Annotated in this window: 21 protein-coding genes; 16 read left to right on the top strand and 5 right to left on the bottom strand. The window is 32.6% G+C overall.

Features of this window, described 5'->3' with window-relative positions:
* Positions 1 to 52 precede the first annotated feature (52 nt).
* The 9 genes from IEV77_RS06340 to IEV77_RS06300 all read left to right on the top strand — a co-directional run bounded on the left by IEV77_RS06340 (position 53) and on the right by IEV77_RS06300 (position 9318).
* Positions 53 to 583, top strand: coding sequence for an outer membrane protein (locus IEV77_RS06340; protein WP_188462900.1), 531 nt, complete (start codon positions 53 to 55; stop codon positions 581 to 583).
* Positions 584 to 736: 153 nt separating this feature from the next.
* Positions 737 to 2125, top strand: coding sequence for a hypothetical protein (locus IEV77_RS06335; RefSeq protein WP_188462898.1), 1389 nt, complete (start codon positions 737 to 739; stop codon positions 2123 to 2125).
* 133 nt (positions 2126 to 2258) lie between these two features.
* A complete protein-coding gene (locus IEV77_RS06330) occupies positions 2259 to 3263 on the top strand; it encodes a Kelch repeat-containing protein (protein ID WP_188462896.1) in 1005 nt (334 codons plus the stop codon).
* 220 nt (positions 3264 to 3483) lie between these two features.
* Entirely contained in the window at positions 3484 to 4215 is a 732-nt protein-coding gene (locus IEV77_RS06325; RefSeq protein ID WP_188462894.1) for a hypothetical protein, read from the top strand.
* A gap of 15 nt (positions 4216 to 4230) precedes the next feature.
* Positions 4231 to 4764: a hypothetical protein gene (locus IEV77_RS06320; RefSeq protein ID WP_188462892.1), complete on the top strand. Its 534-nt coding sequence runs from the start codon at positions 4231 to 4233 to the stop codon at positions 4762 to 4764.
* 116 nt (positions 4765 to 4880) lie between these two features.
* A complete protein-coding gene (locus IEV77_RS06315; protein ID WP_188462890.1) occupies positions 4881 to 5501 on the top strand; it encodes a hypothetical protein in 621 nt (206 codons plus the stop codon).
* A gap of 112 nt (positions 5502 to 5613) precedes the next feature.
* Positions 5614 to 6663, top strand: a complete 1050-nt coding sequence (locus IEV77_RS06310) for a nucleoid-associated protein (RefSeq protein WP_188462888.1) — start codon at positions 5614 to 5616, stop codon at positions 6661 to 6663.
* A gap of 141 nt (positions 6664 to 6804) precedes the next feature.
* The gene (locus IEV77_RS06305) at positions 6805 to 8385 is read left to right on the top strand and encodes a phytoene desaturase family protein (RefSeq protein ID WP_188462886.1); all 1581 of its coding nucleotides are present in this window, start codon (positions 6805 to 6807) and stop codon (positions 8383 to 8385) included.
* A gap of 126 nt (positions 8386 to 8511) precedes the next feature.
* Entirely contained in the window at positions 8512 to 9318 is an 807-nt protein-coding gene (locus IEV77_RS06300) for a TspO-related membrane protein (protein ID WP_188462885.1), read from the top strand.
* A 52-nt stretch (positions 9319 to 9370) separates the two neighbouring features.
* Here the strand turns inward: IEV77_RS06300 and lipB are convergent, their stop codons facing one another.
* Genes lipB through IEV77_RS06285 form a run of 3 tightly spaced genes read right to left on the bottom strand, consistent with a single transcriptional unit; the run spans position 9371 to position 11104 of the window.
* Positions 9371 to 10090: a lipoyl(octanoyl) transferase LipB gene (lipB, locus tag IEV77_RS06295; protein WP_188462883.1), complete on the bottom strand. Its 720-nt coding sequence runs from the start codon at positions 10088 to 10090 to the stop codon at positions 9371 to 9373.
* A gap of 12 nt (positions 10091 to 10102) precedes the next feature.
* Positions 10103 to 10900 (bottom strand): hypothetical protein, encoded by a 798-nt coding sequence (locus IEV77_RS06290; RefSeq protein WP_188462882.1) that lies wholly within the window; start codon positions 10898 to 10900, stop codon positions 10103 to 10105.
* Between the two features lie 45 nt (positions 10901 to 10945).
* Complete coding sequence (locus tag IEV77_RS06285) at positions 10946 to 11104, bottom strand: YqaE/Pmp3 family membrane protein (protein ID WP_188462880.1); 159 nt, start codon at positions 11102 to 11104, stop codon at positions 10946 to 10948.
* A gap of 143 nt (positions 11105 to 11247) precedes the next feature.
* Here IEV77_RS06285 and lysS point away from each other — a divergent pair, with 143 nt between their 5' ends.
* The 7 genes from lysS to IEV77_RS06250 all read left to right on the top strand — a co-directional run bounded on the left by lysS (position 11248) and on the right by IEV77_RS06250 (position 17927).
* Positions 11248 to 12942, top strand: coding sequence for a lysine--tRNA ligase (gene lysS, locus IEV77_RS06280; RefSeq protein ID WP_188462878.1), 1695 nt, complete (start codon positions 11248 to 11250; stop codon positions 12940 to 12942).
* A gap of 164 nt (positions 12943 to 13106) precedes the next feature.
* Positions 13107 to 13472: a 7(1) septoil knot domain-containing protein gene (locus IEV77_RS06275; protein ID WP_188462876.1), complete on the top strand. Its 366-nt coding sequence runs from the start codon at positions 13107 to 13109 to the stop codon at positions 13470 to 13472.
* Between the two features lie 178 nt (positions 13473 to 13650).
* The gene (locus IEV77_RS06270; RefSeq protein ID WP_188462874.1) at positions 13651 to 14085 is read left to right on the top strand and encodes a universal stress protein; all 435 of its coding nucleotides are present in this window, start codon (positions 13651 to 13653) and stop codon (positions 14083 to 14085) included.
* A gap of 66 nt (positions 14086 to 14151) precedes the next feature.
* Positions 14152 to 15033, top strand: a complete 882-nt coding sequence (locus IEV77_RS06265; protein ID WP_188462872.1) for a LysR family transcriptional regulator — start codon at positions 14152 to 14154, stop codon at positions 15031 to 15033.
* Between the two features lie 78 nt (positions 15034 to 15111).
* Positions 15112 to 16035 carry a YeiH family protein gene (locus IEV77_RS06260; RefSeq protein ID WP_188462870.1) on the top strand — a complete coding sequence of 308 codons (924 nt, stop codon included), beginning with the start codon at positions 15112 to 15114 and terminating at the stop codon, positions 16033 to 16035.
* Between the two features lie 131 nt (positions 16036 to 16166).
* Entirely contained in the window at positions 16167 to 16694 is a 528-nt protein-coding gene (locus tag IEV77_RS06255) for a YceI family protein (protein WP_188462868.1), read from the top strand.
* A 57-nt stretch (positions 16695 to 16751) separates the two neighbouring features.
* Complete coding sequence (locus IEV77_RS06250; protein ID WP_188462866.1) at positions 16752 to 17927, top strand: M28 family peptidase; 1176 nt, start codon at positions 16752 to 16754, stop codon at positions 17925 to 17927.
* A 78-nt stretch (positions 17928 to 18005) separates the two neighbouring features.
* Here IEV77_RS06250 and IEV77_RS06245 read toward each other — a convergent pair whose 3' ends face one another.
* Positions 18006 to 18920 carry a dimethylarginine dimethylaminohydrolase family protein gene (locus IEV77_RS06245; RefSeq protein ID WP_188462864.1) on the bottom strand — a complete coding sequence of 305 codons (915 nt, stop codon included), beginning with the start codon at positions 18918 to 18920 and terminating at the stop codon, positions 18006 to 18008.
* Positions 18921 to 19103: 183 nt separating this feature from the next.
* Positions 19104 to 20390 carry a citrate synthase gene (locus tag IEV77_RS06240; protein ID WP_188462862.1) on the bottom strand — a complete coding sequence of 429 codons (1287 nt, stop codon included), beginning with the start codon at positions 20388 to 20390 and terminating at the stop codon, positions 19104 to 19106.
* Positions 20391 to 20448: the final 58 nt, after the last annotated feature.

Genomic DNA, 20448 nt, shown 5'->3' with positions numbered 1-20448 from the left:
TAGTATAACTCCATTAAAAAGAAAATATAAATAACTTAAAACATTTCAAAACATGAAATCACTAAATCTTCAATCGATTAAAAACAAAAAAACATTTTTAACTTATGCTGTTATCTTTTTCTTCAGCTTTCAAATTCAAGCACAAATAGCCATTGGTGGTGGTTTGGCTTATAACGAACAAGTCTCTGGTCCAGGTGTCACTTTAAAAGCAGAATTTAATATTACAGACAAGATTGCCATTGCTCCTGGAGGCACATACTTTTTTGGTAATAGTCTTTACGGTTTTAACCAAAACATTCTATCTGTAGATGTTAATGCCCATTACTTTTTTGATCTTATAGACAACAAGCTAAAACTCTATCCAATTCTTGGTGCTAATTATTCCAACTATAAAACAGGAGCCTCTTATTATGGATATTATTATGATACGTATGAAGTAAGCGATAGTGCCTTTGGAGTAAATATTGGAGCTGGTGGTAGATGGGCTTTTTCTGAAAAACTAAGCGTGTATCTAGAACCTAAATATATAATAAGCAATTACGAACAGTTTGTTCTTAATGCTGGAATTTTATTTCAACTATAAATTATTACATCTGCTATTTTAATCTATTTATTTTATTTGAATTAGTCTTCAAAGGAAAAAAGCCAAAAAAGGAAATTTTGGCTTTTTTTTCAGTTAGACGTTAACCTTTTAAAACCTACTCCATAAAATAACAAACCTTAAAAAACAAAAATTATGAATCTTTCTAGTAAAAACAAATGGAACAAAATATCATACAACTTGAGTTTCAAGTTTGTATTATGTATTATATTAATGGGTATCACTTACTTATCCTGTGACACCGACGACACAAACTCTAACGAAGAAAACAATCCACCTTCAACAGTAACTAATTTTTCGAACATTAAAAATGAGCAATGGCGAGAGCGCATAGGGCAAGAGTTTGAAGTAGAAGGTATTTTGGTTGAAGAAAATGGTGTTGCGAAATTATTAATAAACAAAAACGATTTTTATATAGATGGTTTAATTGAAGAACCAAAATACATTTATATAGATAACATTTCGAATTTGGACAATTCAATAAATTATACTGAGTACTATGGTAAGAAAGTAAAAATCACTGGTACTTGTGAAGAAAATGAAGATGAAACCATCCACATCTCTTCACTATTGATTGGAGACATTTCTTTGGCAACCATTGTTATCAATAACCCAAATAACATTCAACTTCTTAATCCTAATATTATTATTCAAAGACCGCCAATAATTTCCATCTGCCAGGTATATCCACAAATTTGTGAGTTTCCTATATTCCAAGAAAACAAAACAGCATTATTGTATAGTGGAGGCATTAATTCTGGTTACGCTTATTCCAGATATTGGAACGACCTTAAATTAATGTACACCATTTTACGCGACAAAGGTTATCCGGAAAACAAAATACGAGTGGTTTATAAAGATGGCTATGGCGAAGACAGTGAGATTCCCGTTCATTACGCGGCCAATCAAACGGGTCTGAATGAGGCATTCAGCTATTTGGATGAATATATGAACTCTAGCACCAAGTTCTTTTTAATGTTGAACAATCATGGAGGTGGTAAGGATAATTTTGGGCGCTTAAGTACGGGAGTGTTAGACACCAATGGAGATGATAACCGAGGAAGCATTTCAGATAATATAGACGAACAATACTTTTACTACAATTCCTCAACTGCGTTAACTGACGATTATTTAGCCTCTAAAATAAACAACCTTCAAATGGGGTCTATGATTGCTGTAATTAAGCCTTGTTATAGTGGTGGTGTGATATGGGATTTTAGAGGGCCAAATAGAGTCATCATGACATCAGGAACAGAATTTCAAGTAACTTATTCTCATTCTTCTGGACAATATGGAGAATTCACTTATCACTTTTTTGCGGCTGTTACTGGAGAAGATCCTCTTACAGGTTCAACAATCAATGCTGACATAAATAATGATGGACAGGTTTCCATGTATGAGGCGCAAAAGTATATTTTAGCCAATGATGCCAGGCCTGAACAACCACAATATGAAGATGACAACGATGGCATAGGCACCTCATCTCCTAGTGCCACAGGTTTTGGTGCAAACACCTTTTTATAATAGAAACAGATATCATAAGCTTAAAAAAATCCGAAAACTAAAACTTTTTCGGATTTTTTTCATGCCATCTGTTAACCTTTAAAGAAAAAAAACATAAATACCATATACGAATATATCAACAAAATTTAAAATCATGAAAAATTCAAAATTCCTATTTTTATTATTTCTAGCGGTAACATTTTCTTGCAGTTCCGATGATGATGTAAATTCAAACCCAGCTCCACCTCCACCAGACACCATTAATTTAGAGTTTGATTTAATTACGAATCAAGATCAGATGGGTAATTTTGCTAACAATGCCATGACCGTTTTTAATGGCAAGGTTTGGTCTTTTGGAGGATCTAATAGTTATGTTCCCGAAGGAGATTCCACAGACGAATTATGGCACAGTGATAATGGCAATAACTGGGCATCCACGGATACAGGTGGCACATTAACTGCTCTTGGTAGACACGAACACACACTGAGTGTTTTTAATGGAAGAATGTATTTAATTGGCGGAACTGACAATGACCATAATGTTTTAAGCGATATTTGGGTAACAGATGATGGTATTATATGGTCAAGGCTCTATGAAACCGCTCCATTTGGTTTAGTGTCTGGCCATGCCACAGCTGTACTTAACGGAAAAATGTATGTTATAGGGTTAAGTAGGGTTACTGGCCACACACAAAGCTGGTCTACTACTAATGGAACAAATTGGACAGAAGAAAATGCTAATGCATTTCCTGGATTGAAACGAAATAAAGCAATGGTTTTTAACAATGCTATTTACATTGTTGGAGGAGACAAAGCAACATCTGAACTTACCAATGAAATTTGGAGAAGTTCTAATGGTGCAGATTGGTCTTTAGTTACGCAAACAGGTACTACTTTACCAGCAATTAAAAGACACACTGTAACAACCTTTAATGATAAAGTATTTGTAATTGGTGGTTCTACTGCAACTGCCGAAAGCAATAATACCATTTACTATTCTACTGATATGCAAAATTGGACTCTTTATACAGATTCAAATCCTTTAGAAAACTTAAGTAGTCATGTTACAATTGCATATAATAGTGATCTATGGGTTTTTGGTGGTTCCAGAGGAGCAACTGGAAGAACTGGAAAAATTTGGCGAATCATGGAATTTTAACACCAATAAATTATCTGCTTATTTGAATTAGTCCTCAGACTGAATGGTATTACTCCAACTTTGGCACTTCTGTTTAACAGTTTGGCACATATGTTATATCAAAAAAAACAGCTTCCAAGTAAATTTGAACTGTAAATGTCATTCCCTAATATAATGAAGATTTTAAATCTAAAAATCAGGTATTCATATTACTCTTTAAATAATTAATAAATTTTAAATTATGAAAACAATTTCAAAAACAATTCAAAAAAGTTTTACAAAATCAAAGTATGTCTTATTGGCACTTTTAGTCGTCTTTAATATTTCTTGTTCGACAGAAGATGGAAATGATGGCCTTCAAGGACCAGCAGGAATAGATGGCACTAATGGTACTAATGGTACTAATGGTACTGATGGTACTGATGGTAATGATGGTAATGATGGTAATGATGGTAATGCGAATGTAATTTATTCAAATTGGTATGAACCTGTTGATCTAGATTTTTCAGTAAATAATGCGGACTATAAATCTTTACCAATGGAATTTCAAAATTATGATGATAATACTGATGCTTTTCTTGTTTATTATTATGACCAATTAGAAGACAATCCATCTTATGGTCATACATATTTACTTCCTCACTATAGTTTTGATACCAATGGTGAAGAATTAGTAAAATCTGTTGTTATTGACATAAGACCTCCTTTCTCAGTGGCATATGTTCAAATAGAGAGTTATAGTCGTAATTTATTGCCAAGAGAATATCTATGGGAACCAGACGCCTTAAACTTAGAAAATAAAGGAGTGCGTTTTCGTTATATGATTATAAAAGGAAATAATAATGCTACAAAATCGCATTCAAGCACAAGTTCTTTAAAACCACTGGAACGTTTAATAAAGGAACTTACCACGCAAGGTATCAACGTAAACGATTACTATGCGGTTTGCGATTATTATGGGATTAATTACTAACCAAAATTTAAAATTATGAAAACAATTTCAGAAACAATTCAAAGAAGCATTTCAAAATCAACGTATGTGTTTTTAGCCTTTTTAGTTGCTTTTAGTGTTTCCTGTTCAACAGAAGACGGAAATGATGGAGCTCAAGGACCTGCAGGAACAGATGGCAATGCCAATGTGTTTACCTCAGAATGGATTGAAGCAACTTATGTGGAGCAAGGCCCAATAAGAGACATCTTTGAGCTACCTGCTCCAGAAATAACTCAAGAAGTTACAGATAATGATATTATCCTAATTTACGGAAAATCTGGTGACCAATTTTGGGGTATCCCTGTGCAATTTCCTTTTTTAAATCAAAACTTTAGCTTTGTTTGGACACCAGCATTAAACTTTTTAGTGTTATGTGATTCTGCCGATGGCGCCCCCCTTGATGAATCTCCTTACTTAGATCATTTTAGATATGTAATTATTCCAACTAACAATTCTGGAAAAATGGAAAATGTAGACTTTTCAATAATGTCTTATGAAGAAGTAATGGATTATTTTAATCTAGACTACTAATTACAAAACTTACTTTTATTAAAATCTAAGCCAAAACCTTCTGTTTTTTTCTACTCACATGTTAACCTTTAAAAAAAAGAAACATAAATACATTTAACAATAAATCAATAAAAATTATGAAAACAATTCAAACAACAATTTCAAAATCAAAGTATGTCTTATTGGCGCTTTTAGTAGTATTTAGTTTTTCCTGTTCTACAGAAGATGGGGAACAAGGACCTATTGGACCCGCTGGCGTAGATGGAACGAATGGCGAGAATGGTAACGCTAACGTACAAAATTTTATGTTTAATTCTCCATCTTGGAATACAATTGGTTCTGGTCTATATATTGACTTAACTGGTATTATTACTGATGATATCCTGGAAAATGATGTTTTATTAACGTTTGTTAAATTTTCAGTTATAGATCTAGTATCTTCTATTCCTGGTAGTGTATATGTAAATGGCTATAGAAACTATCCTGTACTTTTTGGTAATTCAACTTCTACTGAACCAGGCCCTTATGTAATGGCTGTTATATCCATGGAAATGGATGGTTCGTTTACACCAAACGCAAATTTAGAACCTGTTGATTGGGTGAAATTAATCATAATAGAATCTTCCAACACAACTACTTCAAACGGAAATGGAAGAGTTATGAGTGGCAAAGAAACTGTATTGCAAGAATTAAAAGATGCAGGAGTTAATAAGGATAACTATGAAGAAGTTTGCGATTATTATGGAATTGCATATTAATCAAAACCTTTTTTACCAATTTAAAACCGAAGCTATACCTTCGGTTTTTTTATGAACATCGCTTAACTATTTCTCTTGAAATGCTTAGTATTGCAATCTCAATATTCAGACTATGATTTCACGTAAAAACGCTTCCATTTCAAAATGTATTATCCATAAAGTGGGTAATAAACACAACAACACAAAAAATGCATTGTCCGAAAAAGAAGTGCATTTTGATGAAGCTAGTTACGAGCTTATGTTACCATTTTTATTGAGACCTTTTGGTTCTGTAGTCCAGTCTTATCGTTTTAATCACCATGCAGATATTTCTTTAAATGAAATAAACACCTATAGTTCTCAAATGTTTAAGGAAGATGATGCCTTTATTGAAACTTCTAAACATATAGTTAAGCATTTGTTTGAGCAATCTAATTCGGCACAAATAAAAACGGGTGATGTGCTTATTGTTATGTTTGAAGGTATTGAATTCAATGAAATTACCACCAACGCTTTGGGCATTTTTAAAATTGAAAACAAGGTTAATTTCTTCCAAACCTATTTAGAAAATAATAGTTATGATGTGCTAGTGCAAAAAGGAATCAGTTCTAAAAAAGTGGATAAAGGGTGCTTGATTTTAAATCAATCAGATACGGAAGGCCCAATTATTTTAAGTGCAGATAATAACAATTACGATGCACAATACTGGACCAATCATTTCTTGAATATTAAATATGCAGACGATGCCAACAACCACACACAACAATATATCGAATTGTGTAAAGATTTTTCTGAAGACATTTTAAAAATATCTTATGGTAATCAAGAACAAAATACATTTTTAGCTAAAACCATCGATTTCTTTAAAGAGAACGAAACCATCAATGTAGAACGTTTTAAAGACGATATTTTTGAAGACGATAAACACAAATCCTTATTCGACGATTATAAGAAAAACTTTGAAGGAGAGAAAGATCTTGTGATTAGAAACCAATTCGATGTTGCTGAATCTGTTGTAAACAAAGAGAAAAAGAAAATTAAAACCGAAATCAAACTCGATACCAACATTCAAATTAAATTAGACATCGATGCTCCTGATGCCTCAGCTGAATATCTAGAACGTGGTTACGACGATGAGAAAAAAATGCACTATTACAAAGTGTTCTTTAACACGGAAGGGTAAAAAGATTGAGGATTTTTGATTAAAGAGCCGAACTTTAATCTTCTTAACTACTCTAATAATTAAATTTAAAGAAAAAGACCTTATTAAAGTTTTAAGAAAATAAGTTCTTCTGTTTTTGTATTTTGGTTGAAAATATACTTCATGATTCAATCTTACAAACAAAAACCACAATTACAGGACTCTTACGATACCATTATTATTGGATCTGGAATGGGTGGACTTGCAACTGCTGCTATTCTAGCTAAAGAAGGTCAGAAGGTTTTAGTTTTAGAAAGACACTATACAGCTGGTGGTTTTACACACATTTTTAAACGCAAAGGTTACGAATGGGATGTGGGAATTCATTATATAGGGGAAGTCCAAAGAGAGAACAGCATGTTAAAAAAACTGTTTGACTATGTAAGTGATGGGGAATTGAAATGGGCTGATATGGGAGAGGTATACGACCGAATCATTATTGGCGATAAACATTACGATTTTGTAAAAGGTGTTAAAAACTTCAAAGAGAAAATGATTGGTTATTTTCCTGAAGAAGAACAAGCCATAAATGCTTACATCGACCTGGTATTTAAAGCCGTTAAAACAAGCAAAAATTATTACATTAGTAAAGCTATTTCACCACTCAGGAGTTTCTTGGCTGGACCATTTCTAAAAAAACCATTTTATAATTATTCTGACAAAACTACTTACGAGGTCCTGAGTTCACTCACTAAAAATGAAGAATTAATAAAAGTCTTAACTGGCCAATATGGCGATTACGGCTTACCTCCAAAAGAAAGTAGTTTTTCTATGCATGCATCTGTAGCAAGACATTATTTTGATGGCGGTAATTTTCCAATTGGAGGCTCCTCTCAAATTGTTAAAACCATCGATCCAGTTATAGAATCTGCAGGAGGCACCATTCTTGTAAGCGCAGAAGTGGATCACGTTATTATTGAAAACAACAAAGCCATTGGTGTACAAATGAAGGATGGGAAAAAATTTCATGCTAAAAACATCGTTAGTAGCGCAGGAATAATCACTACTTACACAAAATTATTACCTTCAAGTATTGTTAAAAAACATAAGTTAGACGAACAATTGCAAAAAGTTAAACCTTCTGTAGCTCATGTAAGTTTATATATAGGACTAGAAGGAACTCCTGAAGAACTTCAAATTCCAAAAACAAATTATTGGATATATCCCGAAAAAGGCGATCATGACACCTGTGTAAAAAATTACTTGGAAGATTTATCACAACCATTTCCAGTGGTTTATATGTCTTTTCCATGTGCTAAAGATCCGGATTGGTCCAATCGTTATCCTGGAAAAAGCTCTATAGATATTATTACCTTGGTTCCTTATGAAACTTTTGAAAAATGGTCTGATACTTCATGGAAAAAGAGAGGCGATGATTATGAAGCAATTAAAGAAGGCATTGCCCAACGCTTACTAAAAGAATTATATAAGCAATTACCACAAGTAGAAGGAAAAATAGCTTGTCACGAATTATCTACGCCATTAACCACACAACATTTTGTTAATTACCATAAGGGGGAGGTTTACGGATTAGACCATAGTCCATCTAGATATAGACAAGCCTTTTTAAAACCAAGAACCCCTATTAAAAACTTTTATCTAACAGGTCAAGATATTGTAACAGCAGGTGTTGGGGGCGCTTTATTTTCCGGGGTGCTATCTGCCATGGCAATTACTGGAGAGAATATTATAAAAAAGGTTTAAGAAACGTTTTGTTATTTTCATAAACCCAAATATCTCAAGGAATTAAAAACAAGCCACTTCCAATTATATAATTGCATATTAATTGTCAAAATTGTAATTTAGGTTAAAATACAATGAGAACTAAATATGAAAAAAGCACTTCAAATCAGTAATGGAATAGCGCTAGTTTCTACCATTATTATAAATTACTTATCAAATACTGGAAAAATCAACAATACAACTATTGGAGAAGTTTCAAACCAAATAAATTCACTATTCACACCTGCAGGCTACGCGTTCTCTATTTGGGGATTGATCTATTTATTATTACTTGGGTTTATTGTTTATCAAGGGAGAAGTCTATTTGTTAAGATAAAGTCCAACAACGATTTTATTCTAAAAACAGGATGGTGGTTTGTAATTTCTTGTATTGCAAATAGTGCTTGGGTTTTTAGTTGGTTATATGGTTATACAGGACTTTCATGCATCTTTATATTCTTATTGCTTTTTGCACTTTTAAAAATTGTAATAAATAATTCCATGGAAGTTTGGGATGCACCTTTTCCAATCATATTATTCGTTTGGTGGCCTTTCACCATTTATAGTGGTTGGGTAACTGTTGCAAGTATTGCTAATACATCTACTTATTTAGTAAAAATTAATTGGGATGGTTTTGGGGTTTCAGAAGTTGGCTGGACCATCATTATGATTGTAATTGCGACCATCATTAACTTACTTGTAACATGGAAACGCAACATGAGAGAATTTGCCTTAGTTGGAGCTTGGGCATTAATTGCCATAGCAGTTGCAAATAAAGACAGCTACTCCCCTATTTTCTACACTGCCATTTTAGCCGCAAGTATATTAATAGTCAGTTCCTCAATTCATGCTTTTAAAAATAGAGCAACAAGCCCGCTTATAAAATACAGAGAGTATAGAAATAGTAGGTTATAGAAATGGAATTTCAATAAAGTTTTTCAAACTAATCTATAACTCTTATAATAGTTTACCGAACACTGCTCACCGAAAGCTTCATTTCAGCTTCAAACAAATCTATAAAATGTTTCAATAGTTTTACTTTCACTTCTGCTTCATCTACCTCCTTTTTCCCTAATTCTACATTTAAAGAAGTCACAGCTTTTCCACGAATGCCACAAGGAATCATATTATCAAAATAACCTAAGTTGGCATTCACATTCAAAGCAAAACCATGCATGGTTACCCAACGACTGGCACGCACACCCATAGCACAAATTTTTCTAGCAAACGGGGTTCCCACATCTAGCCAAACACCTGTTTCACCTTTGCTGCGTTCGGCTTTGAGGCCATATTCTGCAAGGGTAAGAATAATCATTTCTTCCAGTAATCGAAGATATTTATGAATGTCTGTAAAGAAGTTTTCTAAATCCAAAATAGGATAACCAACAATCTGTCCCGGACCATGATAGGTAATATCTCCTCCTCTATTTACTTTGTAAAAACTGGCTCCTTTGGCTTTTAATTGTTCTTCATTTATAAGCAGATTACTCATATCACCACTTTTTCCTAAAGTGTACACGTGTGGATGTTCTACAAATAGAAAATAATTAGACGTTTCAAGATTAGCATCTTCACGTTTATTTTTCACTTTAGTATCTATAATACTTTTAAATAAAGATTCCTGATAGTCCCAAGTATCTTTATAATCTTTTAAACCCAATTCTTGAATTTCAATTTTTTTATTCAAAGCAACCAATATTTAATCTTTTAGAATTACTTTTAAAGTCCCTTTTTCTGGCGATTTCATCATTTCCATAAAATTTAACTTAAGAGTAACCGTCTTCTTATCGGCACTAATTATAGCTTCTTTATTTGTTACCGATTTTATCGGTTTAGGAAAATGGTATATCAACGTATATGTCATATCGTCAAAGGTGTCTTTAGAATCATCACCCATTTGACTAATTTCCGAATTTAATACTTCTAGATCTTCAGGCGATCGCACAAAATCTTCTTTAAGAGTTCTTGAAAATGTTTTACCATCATAGCTATAATCAACATATTCAAACATATCCTTTGCAGAATTTGCTACAGCACTTTGATCCAATTTAGAAAATTGTGCGTCATCCTTAGAGTTAAACGCCTTGGCTTGTTCTATTTTTTCTAAAACTTCGGGTAGCTCATCCAGATTTTCAAAAGTAGAGCCAAATCCAAAATTAAATGCACCAGATTCTTCATCCACCTTTATGCGCATAACAATAGTTTCCAGAGCTTTTAATTTATTTTGTTCTTCTAGTGATAATGTAGAAATACTGTCTGCTTTTTCAACAAGGATATCCTTAAAGTAAATAACGCTATCTACTTTCTTTTCCTCTTTTTTCTCACTACTATCATTATCCCCTCCCATTTCTTCGAGTGTATTCAAGACCTCGCTCAAATCATAATTCATCATAAATTCGCCAGACCCATCGGGTTGAAATGTAATTTCTTCAGTAAAGTTACAGCTAGTTAATAAAAATGTGGAAAGACAAATTAGTAAAACAAAAAAACGTGACATAGGTATTCTTTTAAGTAAGTTATTTAGAATACAAAGATACTGTTTTTAAGACTTAGGGTTGTTTAAAATCACTAATGCCGCAATAACCCCTGGAACCCAACCACAAAGCCATAATAAAAAAACAATAATTATAGAACCACAACCTTTACCTATTACGGCTAAAGGGGGACAAAAAATACAAAGTAACACTCGCCAAAAACTCATTTGATTTATTTTAATTGATGAAATATGTCTATTAGTATATAATTACACCTATTTGTTACATAGAATTTCCAATATAATAAATTGATATCCTAACTTATAGTAATTATCTTTGTGGCTTCTAAAAAAATACAATTTCATTACATATGTCGCAATTATCAGAACAAGAATTAGTACGTAGAGAGAAACTTGCCAAATTACGCGAATTAGGCATCAATCCGTATCCAGCAGATTTATTTCCTTATAATCATACCTCAAAACAGGTGAAACAGGATTTTTCTGAAGGGAAGAAAGTGATTGTTGCCGGACGTTTAATGTCTCGTAGAATTCAAGGTAATGCTAGTTTTGCTGAGCTTCAAGATAGCGAAGGTAGAATACAAGTGTATTTTAATAGAGATGAAATTTGTTCTGGAGAGGACAAAACAAAATACAATACCGTTTATAAAAAACTTCTTGATATAGGTGATTTTATTGGTGTTGAAGGAGAATTATTCACAACCAAAGTAGGCGAAAAAACGGTTAAGGTAAAAGATTTTACAATTTTAAGTAAAGCACTTAGACCTTTGCCTCTACCAAGAACAGATGCTGAAGGTAATGTGCATGACGCTTTTACAGATCCAGAATTACGCTACAGACAACGTTATGCAGATTTAGTGGTAAATCCACATGTAAAAGAAATTTTTGTAAAGCGAACCAAGCTTTATACTGCCATGCGTAATTTCTTTAACGAATCTGGTTATTTTGAAGTTGAAACGCCTGTATTACAACCTATTCCAGGTGGTGCGGCTGCAAGACCATTTATGACACATCACAACAGTTTGGATATTCCTTTGTACATGCGAATAGCAAATGAGCTTTATTTAAAACGATTGATAGTTGGTGGTTTTGAAGGTGTTTATGAGTTTTCCAAAAACTTTAGAAACGAAGGCATGGACAAAACCCATAATCCAGAATTTACGGCAATGGAAATTTATGTAGCTTATAAGGACTACAATTGGATGATGGATTTCTGTGAACAATTATTGGAACACTGTGCTATAGCTGTTAACGGAACAACCCAAGCCACTTTTGGAAAACATGAAATAGATTTTAAAGCGCCTTATGCCAGAGTAACCATGGCAGATTCTATAAAACATTTTACAGGATTTGACATAACAGGTAAAACTGAAGCAGAAATAAGAGTCGCCGCCAGAAACTTAGGGATTGAAGTTGACGACACCATGGGGAAAGGCAAATTAATCGATGAAATTTTTGGTGAAAAATGTGAAGGTAATTACATCCAACCAACCTTTATTACAGATTACCCAAAAGAAATGAGTCCGTTGTGTAAGGAACACAGAGAAAATCCAGAATTAACAGAGCGTTTTGAATTAATGGTTTGTGGGAAAGAAATCGCTAATGCATATTCTGAATTGAACGATCCTATCGATCAACGAGAACGTTTTGAGCACCAATTAAAATTAGCTGCAAAAGGAGACGATGAAGCAACAGAGTTTATTGATGAAGACTTTTTACGTGCCTTGGAATACGGAATGCCACCAACTTCTGGAATGGGAATTGGAATGGACAGATTAATCATGTTTTTAACTAATAACCAATCCATTCAAGAGGTGTTGTTTTTCCCTCAAATGAGACCAGAGAAAAAACAAGTTGAAATGAGTGAAGATGAAAAAGCAGTTTTTAAAATACTTAAAACTACATCTCCAATCGAATTAACTGCTTTAAAGGAACAATCTGGGTTAAGCAATAAAAAATGGGATAAAACAATAAAGGGCTTAACCAAAAGTAAACTAGTGAAAGTTGACAAAACTGATGATGGTTTGTTTGTAGAAATGGTATAAACTTAACATTTTACGAAAATATAAGAAAGGAATTACAGAAATGTGGTTCCTTTTTTTTGTAAAAAAAAGGACTCTTTTAAGGAAAACCGTTATTTAAACTCGAAACTAATCTTTAACTTTATATATCACTTAAAATTAAAGTCAACGGATATTAAAATTCAAGGATGAAAACAGCTAAATACGTCTCTATCATAATTCTTTTAGGAATACTTGTAATAAGTTGCAAAAATCAAGATAGGTCAAGTATAGACAAATTAGCAATTTTAAATTTTAGCCCTCCTGAAGAAATTTGTGAAATAAATGACATTAAATTATATGGCAAAGTAAAATTTGTCACCAGTTTCCCTGATTTAAAAATTCAGTATGTCAGTAGCTTTCCAGATATTAAAGTCCAATTTGTTGAATCATTCCCAGAGGACTGTGGCCAATGGCATATAGTTGAATCATTTCCAGACTTCACAATCCAAGTAGTCGAATCCTTTCCAGACATAAAAGTTCAAGTAGTGAGTTCATTTCCCGGAATGAATTAGTCAAAATACAGGATTACTGTTTCAGAATAATTAGTTACCGATTTATATTTTATTAAGACTGATTATTCCCACATCTCTATATTCTAATACATATTTTTGTAACTTAATTGAAAAACATTAAATTAGAAGGTTGACAAAGTTGGATTTACTTTATTAGAATTCAGAATAATCTTTTATTATGAAAAACATTTTAGTAACTATAGATTTTACCTCAGGAGACCAAGAACTAATTGACAAAGCATTCTTATTTGCCGAAAAATTCCATTCGAAAATATGGCTTATCCATATTGCCGCTCCAGATCCCGACTTTGTTGGGTATGAAGTAGGTCCTCAATATATTAGAGATGACCGTGCTACTGAGCTCAGGAAAGAACATAAAATACTTCAAGATCATGCCAATTCACTTGGTGTTAAAGGTTTTGAAGCCGAAGGTTTACTAGTTCAAGGTGCAACCATAGAGATGATACTAGAAGAATCCAAAAAACTACAAATAGACCTCATTATTTCTGGACATCACGATCATGGTTTTTTCTATAATGCCTTTACAGGAAGTGTTTCCGGAAACTTAATTAAGAAATCTAAAATCCCAGTATTAATAGTTCCTCTAGGATAAAAGAGAAAACAAACTCCTATAAAAATATACAGTAGGTTTTAATCACTGAAATGTTACACCCCAAAAATGAAGTACAAATTAAAAACATTTATTAAAGTTGCTCAACATTTAAGCTTTACGGTAGCATCAAAAGAATTAAATCTATCCCAACCTGCGGTTTCAAAAACTATTTCCAAACTAGAAGAAGATTATAACACGGCGTTTTTTAACAGATCTAGAAATTCTATTTCATTAACAAACGAAGGAAAGATTTTTCTTGATTATGCTTATAAAATCACGAAGTTGTTCGAAGAACTTGAACACACGTTTCTTCTAAATCAAGAAAATGCATCATTGGAATTCAAATTGGGATTAAGCACAACAATTGCTACTTATGTCATGCCAAAAGTTTTGGCTAAAATTCAACAGAATGCTCCTCATTTAACTTTCAATGTTGCTAGTAGTAATACCAAAGAAATAGAACAGAAAATTTTAGATCAGGAATTAGAACATGGCATTGTTGAAGGGAAATCGACTAACCAGCTCTTAAAGTATTCCCCGTTTATTAAAGATGAAATTGTATTAGTTACAGGTGCTAACAACCAAAATAGTAAAGCTTCAGTAACAATAAAGGAATTATCCAAAATCCCTTTTGTTAGTAGAGAAATAGGCTCAGGTACCAGAGACATTATTGAAGACATTTTAAAAGTGAACAAGATCCAGAAACTAAATCATATTATTACTTTAAATAGTACAGAAGCCATCGAGCAATATTTAGAACATTCAAATGCCTATGCCCTATTGTCAATTCATGCCATTACCGAAAAGTTAATTCAAAATAAACTTAAAATCGTGGATATAAAAGGCGTTAATTTTGAACGTGACTTTTATTTTGTTTGTCGTACAGGTTTTCAATCTTCAAAAATGGATTTACTCATTAAATTAATCAAAACCAATTATAACTTTTAGTTATACCACATGCTATTAAAAATTGCTTAAAAGTTATTCGTTCTTATTAATTTTGTTCCATAATAAAACGGTCACATTATGAAACGGATTGCTCAAATAAGTATCTTTATTATTATCATTATTCTAGCAGCTTTAAAGTATATCTCAAGCCCGGTAGCACTTGTTTTAGGTTTTCTTTTCACATTTATTTTAGGTCATCCCTTTCCAAATCAGTCAAAAAATGCCATCCATGTACTTTTAAAAATTTCAGTTATTGGTCTGGGCTTTGGAATGTCTGTTACAGAAACTATCAAAGCCAGCAAAGATGGTTTTGTAATTACGGCTCTATCCATTTTTCTTACCATCAGTCTGGGACTATTACTTATAAAAGCCTTAAAAATTGATAAAAAACTGGGGTTTCTAATGATCTCTGGAACCGCTATTTGCGGAGGTAGTGCCATTGCAGCCATATCACCAGTTATAAAAGCAGATAATAAAACGATAAGTATGGCTATTGGAGTCGTTTTCTTATTAAACTCAATTGCCTTATTGATCTTCCCTTCACTTGGCCATCTATTTAATTTATCACAAACACAGTTTGGTACGTGGTGTGCTATTGCCATACATGATACAAGTTCTGTGGTTGGAGCGGCTTTAGAATATGGTGATGAAGCATTACAAATTGCGACAACCGTAAAATTGGCTCGAACCTTATGGATTATTCCTTTATCGTTTTTTGCTATGGCCTTATTTAAAAGTAAAAATCAAAAAATCAAAATTCCTTATTTTATTTTGGGCTTTATAGTAGCCATGCTCCTCAATAGTTATCAATTAATTCCAGAACTAGTTTCTGTTAGCATAGTTGATATTTCTAAAAGACTACTTGTAATTACCCTATTCTTGGTTGGAGCCAGTTTAAGTGTTTCCGATTTAAAAGAAAGTGGCTTTAAACCCATTGTATTCTCCACCATTTTATGGGTTTTCATCAGTATTTTTTCTTTGGTGTTTATTATGAACTTCTAACCTAAGTCCACTTTCATACACTTGTTAGAACCCTAATATTTAACGAAACTATAAGAATGGTTTTTGCTACTTGTGCTTCCTTTTATTTAACTTTATAGAAGTCAGACTTTTCAATATAAAAACACCACCATATGAAAACGCTATTTAGTATTATATTATTTGTATCCACTTTAGGAATTTCTTTATTTCAAAATCAAACCATAGACAAGAAAGCATCTCATGTTAGTTTCAAAATTAGCAATCTCGGGTTAAATACAGTTAAAGGCACTTTTCAAAATATGACTGGTACTTTTAATTTCAATCCAAACAATTTAGAGAATTCTAATTTTGATATTTGCATCGAAGCAACAACCATCAATACTGGAAACAATAAGCGTGATGAGCATTTAAAGTCCGCCGATTTTTTCAATGTAGAGAAATACCTAGAGATTTGTTTCAAATCAACTTCTGTTATTAAACATGATAACCATTACCTGACTAAAGGAAATCTTACCATCCTTGGTGTAACCAAAATGGTAGAAATTCCTTTTGAATTTGCAAACAACATTTTTACTGGTACTTTTGAATTGGAACGCCTAGATTATGGCATTGGCGAAGATACTGGAACTTTTATGGTTGGGAGCACTGCCAAAATCACCATAACTTCTGTGGTGAATTAACATTTGTTTTTTTTAATCTATTTTTCTACTACCTTAGCTCTCCCTAAAAACTATAAAATGAAGCATATTTACTTTGTGAAATTTTTTGTGGTTCTCATGTATTTTGTGAGTTCTATGACATATTCCCAAACCTACGATTCCTATTCTGGAAATCTTGTTAGCACTGTTTCTGCTACAAATATTTTAAATGATTTAACGGCCTTCGAAAACTTTGGAGTTAAAGAAGTTGGAACCCTAGCTTTAAGCAATGCTCAAAATTGGATTACAACACGCTATACCGATTTAGGGTATTCTAATATTGAGTTGCAACCCTTTACTTATTCTAAGGGAACAAGTAATAATATAATTATTACGAAAACTGGAACTACCTACCCCAACACTTTTTTAATTATTGATGGACACTACGACACAATAAATGGTCCAGGTACTAACGATAATGGTTCGGGTACAGTCCTAATTATGGAGATCGCCCGTTTACTTGCAGATGTACCTACAGAGTATTCGATTAAATTTATCCATTTTAGTGGTGAAGAAGATGGTTTAGTGGGTAGTAATTACTTTGTAAACAATACCGTAATTCCACAAAATCTAGACATAAAATTAGTTTTGAATATAGATGAAGTTGGTGGTGTTAGCGGGATGACAAATAACAGTATAGTTTGTGAAAGAGATGAGAGTAGTTCGCCTACAACAAATAACGTCGCTTCAAATACGGCTACCAATCAACTAGCAACATGCATAGAATTATATTCCAATTTAGACACCGAAATATCTTATGCTTACGCTTCAGATTATATGCCTTTTGAAGATAACAATGAAATTATTACTGGGCTATATGAATCTAATGAGACACCTTATGCTCATGGGCCGAACGATATTTTGGCAAATATGGATCCTACCTATTTATTTGAAGTAACCAAAGGAACTCTTGGCGCTGCTTTATTTTTTGCTGAAGTAGATTATAATGTTTTAAGCACAGAATCCTATGCTTTGGATGCTACAATAAGCATGTATCCAAATCCTGCAAGACAAAAACTAAACATTCAAATAGATTTAAAAAATGAGCCATTTGCTAATTTCAAATTGATCGATATATTAGGGAAAGAAGTATTCCAAAAAACATTGAAAAATTCATATTCAAAAATAGATGTAAGCCATTTAAATGCAGGTATCTATTTAGCTGTTTTTGAATTAGGCAAAAATAGGATTACTAAAAAATTAGTAATAAACTAACTTTTATTACTTGATACATTATAAAAAAAGGTCTTCAATTGAAGACCTTTTTAATTTCAATTATTTTAAATTTCATCTTTAATCTCTAATTAAAGGCAAAGTAGAACAGCGCAACAAACCTTCTTGTTTGGCTATTTCTGCATAAGGAACTTCTTCAACGGTAAATCCGTTATCTCTTAACCAACTATTTAATCTGGTAAAATTCTTTTCCGAAATAACCACATCTTCAGCAATAGAAAACACATTGCTATTCATGTTGTACATTTCATCTCTAGTTATATGAAACAGGTTTTCTTTTCCAAATAAATCTACTAAATACAGATAGTCACTTTCTTCCCTAAACCCGCTTTTATAAATAATCCCTTTGTTTTTGCCAATAGGTTGAAAACAACAGTCTAAATGCAAAGCATTGTCTTTAGCTTCAATTTTAGATTTTACTAAATCGAATTCCTTGACAATTTTATTTGGAAACAGATCCTTAATGTATTGAACACCTTCCATGTTGGTTCTGGCAGTAATATAATTTTTATAATCGCTTCCTTTATAAGTTCCAATAAAAATATGATCGTTCCAAAGCATAACATCTCCTCCCTCTATATGCACTTCCTCTGGAGGTCTTACAACTTTAACGGGATCTATTTGATCTATAACATATTGTATAGCTTCTAATTCTTCCTCTCGATTTGGGAGAATATTAGCCTTTACAAACACATTATCAATTACAAAAGCAATATCCCTTGTAAAGATTTGATTACAATCTTTAATTAATTCTGGTCTATAGACTTTTACGTTATATTTCTTGAATACTTCGGCCAATGCCTCCATTTCTCTAACCATATCAGCTTCTACTGGATAAGTTCCAGCTTTAATATGCTCTAAAGATTTTGGATCGTAAGCTTGGTCTTCAGTTGGTGTTGGGCCATTGCTAATTGCTGTACCTAATACAACTGCTCTTAATCTCGATGTCTCGTTAGTTACGTTTAATTTTATCATAGTATTACAAACCTAAAAAAAATATTATTTATTGATTGGTATCTTTTCAGAAATTAATTTGAAATCTTAATAAGCTTTTTATATAATGCTTCAAGATTCATTTACTAATAAATTTCCAAAACTTAAAATATAAAAAAAGCTTCATTAATAAAAATGAAGCTTTAATGTCTTATGAAAATATAATTATCGTTTATCAATAGACTTAAAAGGTCTTAACGTCTCGCCAACATAAATTTGACGTGGACGACCGATTGGCTCATTATTTAAACGCATTTCTCTCCATTGTGCAATCCAACCTGGCATACGACCTAGCGCAAACATAACCGTAAACATGTCTGTTGGAATTCCCATAGCTCTGTAAATAATCCCTGAATAGAAATCGACATTAGGATATAATTTTCTATCTACAAAATATGGATCTTGTAAAGCTTCTTTTTCTAAAGCCTTTGCAATATTTAAAATTGGATCTTCAACACCTAAATCATTTAAAATTTCGTCTGCTGCTTTCTTGATAATTTTAGCTCTAGGATCGAAATTTTTATAAACTCTGTGTCCAAAGCCCATTAATCTAAATGGATCTTCTTTATCTTTTGCTTTAGACATATACTTGTCCGTATCTCCACCATCTTCGTTAATTCCTTCAAGCATTTCTAAAACAGCTTGGTTTGCACCACCGTGTAATGGTCCCCAAAGGGCAGAAATACCTGTAGATAAAGAAGCAAATAAACCAACATGTGATGAACCTGCAATTCTTACCGTAGAAGTAGAACAGTTTTGTTCGTGATCTGCATGAAGAATTAATAATTTATCAAGAGCATTAGTTACAATTGGATTGAACTTGTATTCTTCGTTAGGTTGTTTAAACATCATTTTAAGAATGTTTTCTACATACCCTAAGTTTTTATCACCATAATCCAATGGTAAGCCATTTTTCTTTCTTAAAGTCCAAGCTACTAAAACAGGGAATTTACCCAATATTTTTACGATAGCTTTATACATATCTTCTTCAGAATTCACATTGACCGAAGAAGGATTAAAAGCAGTTAAAGCACTTGTAAGAGAAGCAATAACTCCCATTGGATGTGCCGATTTTGGAAATGCATCAACAATCTTACGGATATCTTCATCTACAACAGACTGTGCCTTAATATCAGAATGAAATTTTTCAAGTTGTTCTTTAGTTGGTAATTCACCAAAAATTAAAAGAAACGCAACTTCTAAGAAATCGGCTTTTTCTGCAAGTTCTTCAATAGAATACCCTCGATATCTTAAAATTCCCTTTTCACCATCTAAAAACGTAATAGCACTTTCACAAGATCCGGTGTTTTTATAACCTGGATCTATGGTGATAACACCTTCGGTGGAGCTTCTTAAGTTTTTAATATCTATAGCAATCTCATTTTCAGTTCCCTCAATTACTGGGAATTCATATTTTTTGCCTCTAATTTCAATTGTAGCTTTCTCTGACATATATTGTAAAAAATTATTATGTTTTAACGTGCGTTTTAACTTCACGAATTTACAAAAT

This window comes from Xanthomarina arctica (assembly GCF_014638915.1).
GTDB lineage: Bacteria > Bacteroidota > Bacteroidia > Flavobacteriales > Flavobacteriaceae > Xanthomarina > Xanthomarina arctica.
Note: the sequence above shows the minus strand (reverse complement) of the source record. Positions and strands in the feature narration are given on the sequence as shown.

Bases quoted from the DNA above. Each gene is read 5' to 3' on its own strand.
- IEV77_RS06340 (WP_188462900.1), top strand. From the start codon at position 53: ATGAAATCACTAAATCTTCAATCGATTAAAAACAAAAAAACATTTTTA.
- IEV77_RS06335 (WP_188462898.1), top strand. From the start codon at position 737: ATGAATCTTTCTAGTAAAAACAAATGGAACAAAATATCATACAACTTG.
- IEV77_RS06330 (WP_188462896.1), top strand. From the start codon at position 2,259: ATGAAAAATTCAAAATTCCTATTTTTATTATTTCTAGCGGTAACATTT.
- IEV77_RS06325 (WP_188462894.1), top strand. From the start codon at position 3,484: ATGAAAACAATTTCAAAAACAATTCAAAAAAGTTTTACAAAATCAAAG.
- IEV77_RS06320 (WP_188462892.1), top strand. From the start codon at position 4,231: ATGAAAACAATTTCAGAAACAATTCAAAGAAGCATTTCAAAATCAACG.
- IEV77_RS06315 (WP_188462890.1), top strand. From the start codon at position 4,881: ATGAAAACAATTCAAACAACAATTTCAAAATCAAAGTATGTCTTATTG.
- IEV77_RS06310 (WP_188462888.1), top strand. From the start codon at position 5,614: ATGATTTCACGTAAAAACGCTTCCATTTCAAAATGTATTATCCATAAA.
- IEV77_RS06305 (WP_188462886.1), top strand. From the start codon at position 6,805: ATGATTCAATCTTACAAACAAAAACCACAATTACAGGACTCTTACGAT.
- IEV77_RS06300 (WP_188462885.1), top strand. From the start codon at position 8,512: ATGAAAAAAGCACTTCAAATCAGTAATGGAATAGCGCTAGTTTCTACC.
- IEV77_RS06290 (WP_188462882.1), bottom strand. From the start codon at position 10,900: ATGTCACGTTTTTTTGTTTTACTAATTTGTCTTTCCACATTTTTATTA.
- IEV77_RS06285 (WP_188462880.1), bottom strand. From the start codon at position 11,104: ATGAGTTTTTGGCGAGTGTTACTTTGTATTTTTTGTCCCCCTTTAGCC.
- lysS (WP_188462878.1), top strand. From the start codon at position 11,248: ATGTCGCAATTATCAGAACAAGAATTAGTACGTAGAGAGAAACTTGCC.
- IEV77_RS06275 (WP_188462876.1), top strand. From the start codon at position 13,107: ATGAAAACAGCTAAATACGTCTCTATCATAATTCTTTTAGGAATACTT.
- IEV77_RS06270 (WP_188462874.1), top strand. From the start codon at position 13,651: ATGAAAAACATTTTAGTAACTATAGATTTTACCTCAGGAGACCAAGAA.
- IEV77_RS06265 (WP_188462872.1), top strand. From the start codon at position 14,152: ATGAAGTACAAATTAAAAACATTTATTAAAGTTGCTCAACATTTAAGC.
- IEV77_RS06260 (WP_188462870.1), top strand. From the start codon at position 15,112: ATGAAACGGATTGCTCAAATAAGTATCTTTATTATTATCATTATTCTA.
- IEV77_RS06255 (WP_188462868.1), top strand. From the start codon at position 16,167: ATGAAAACGCTATTTAGTATTATATTATTTGTATCCACTTTAGGAATT.
- IEV77_RS06250 (WP_188462866.1), top strand. From the start codon at position 16,752: ATGAAGCATATTTACTTTGTGAAATTTTTTGTGGTTCTCATGTATTTT.
- IEV77_RS06245 (WP_188462864.1), bottom strand. From the start codon at position 18,920: ATGATAAAATTAAACGTAACTAACGAGACATCGAGATTAAGAGCAGTT.
- IEV77_RS06240 (WP_188462862.1), bottom strand. From the start codon at position 20,390: ATGTCAGAGAAAGCTACAATTGAAATTAGAGGCAAAAAATATGAATTC.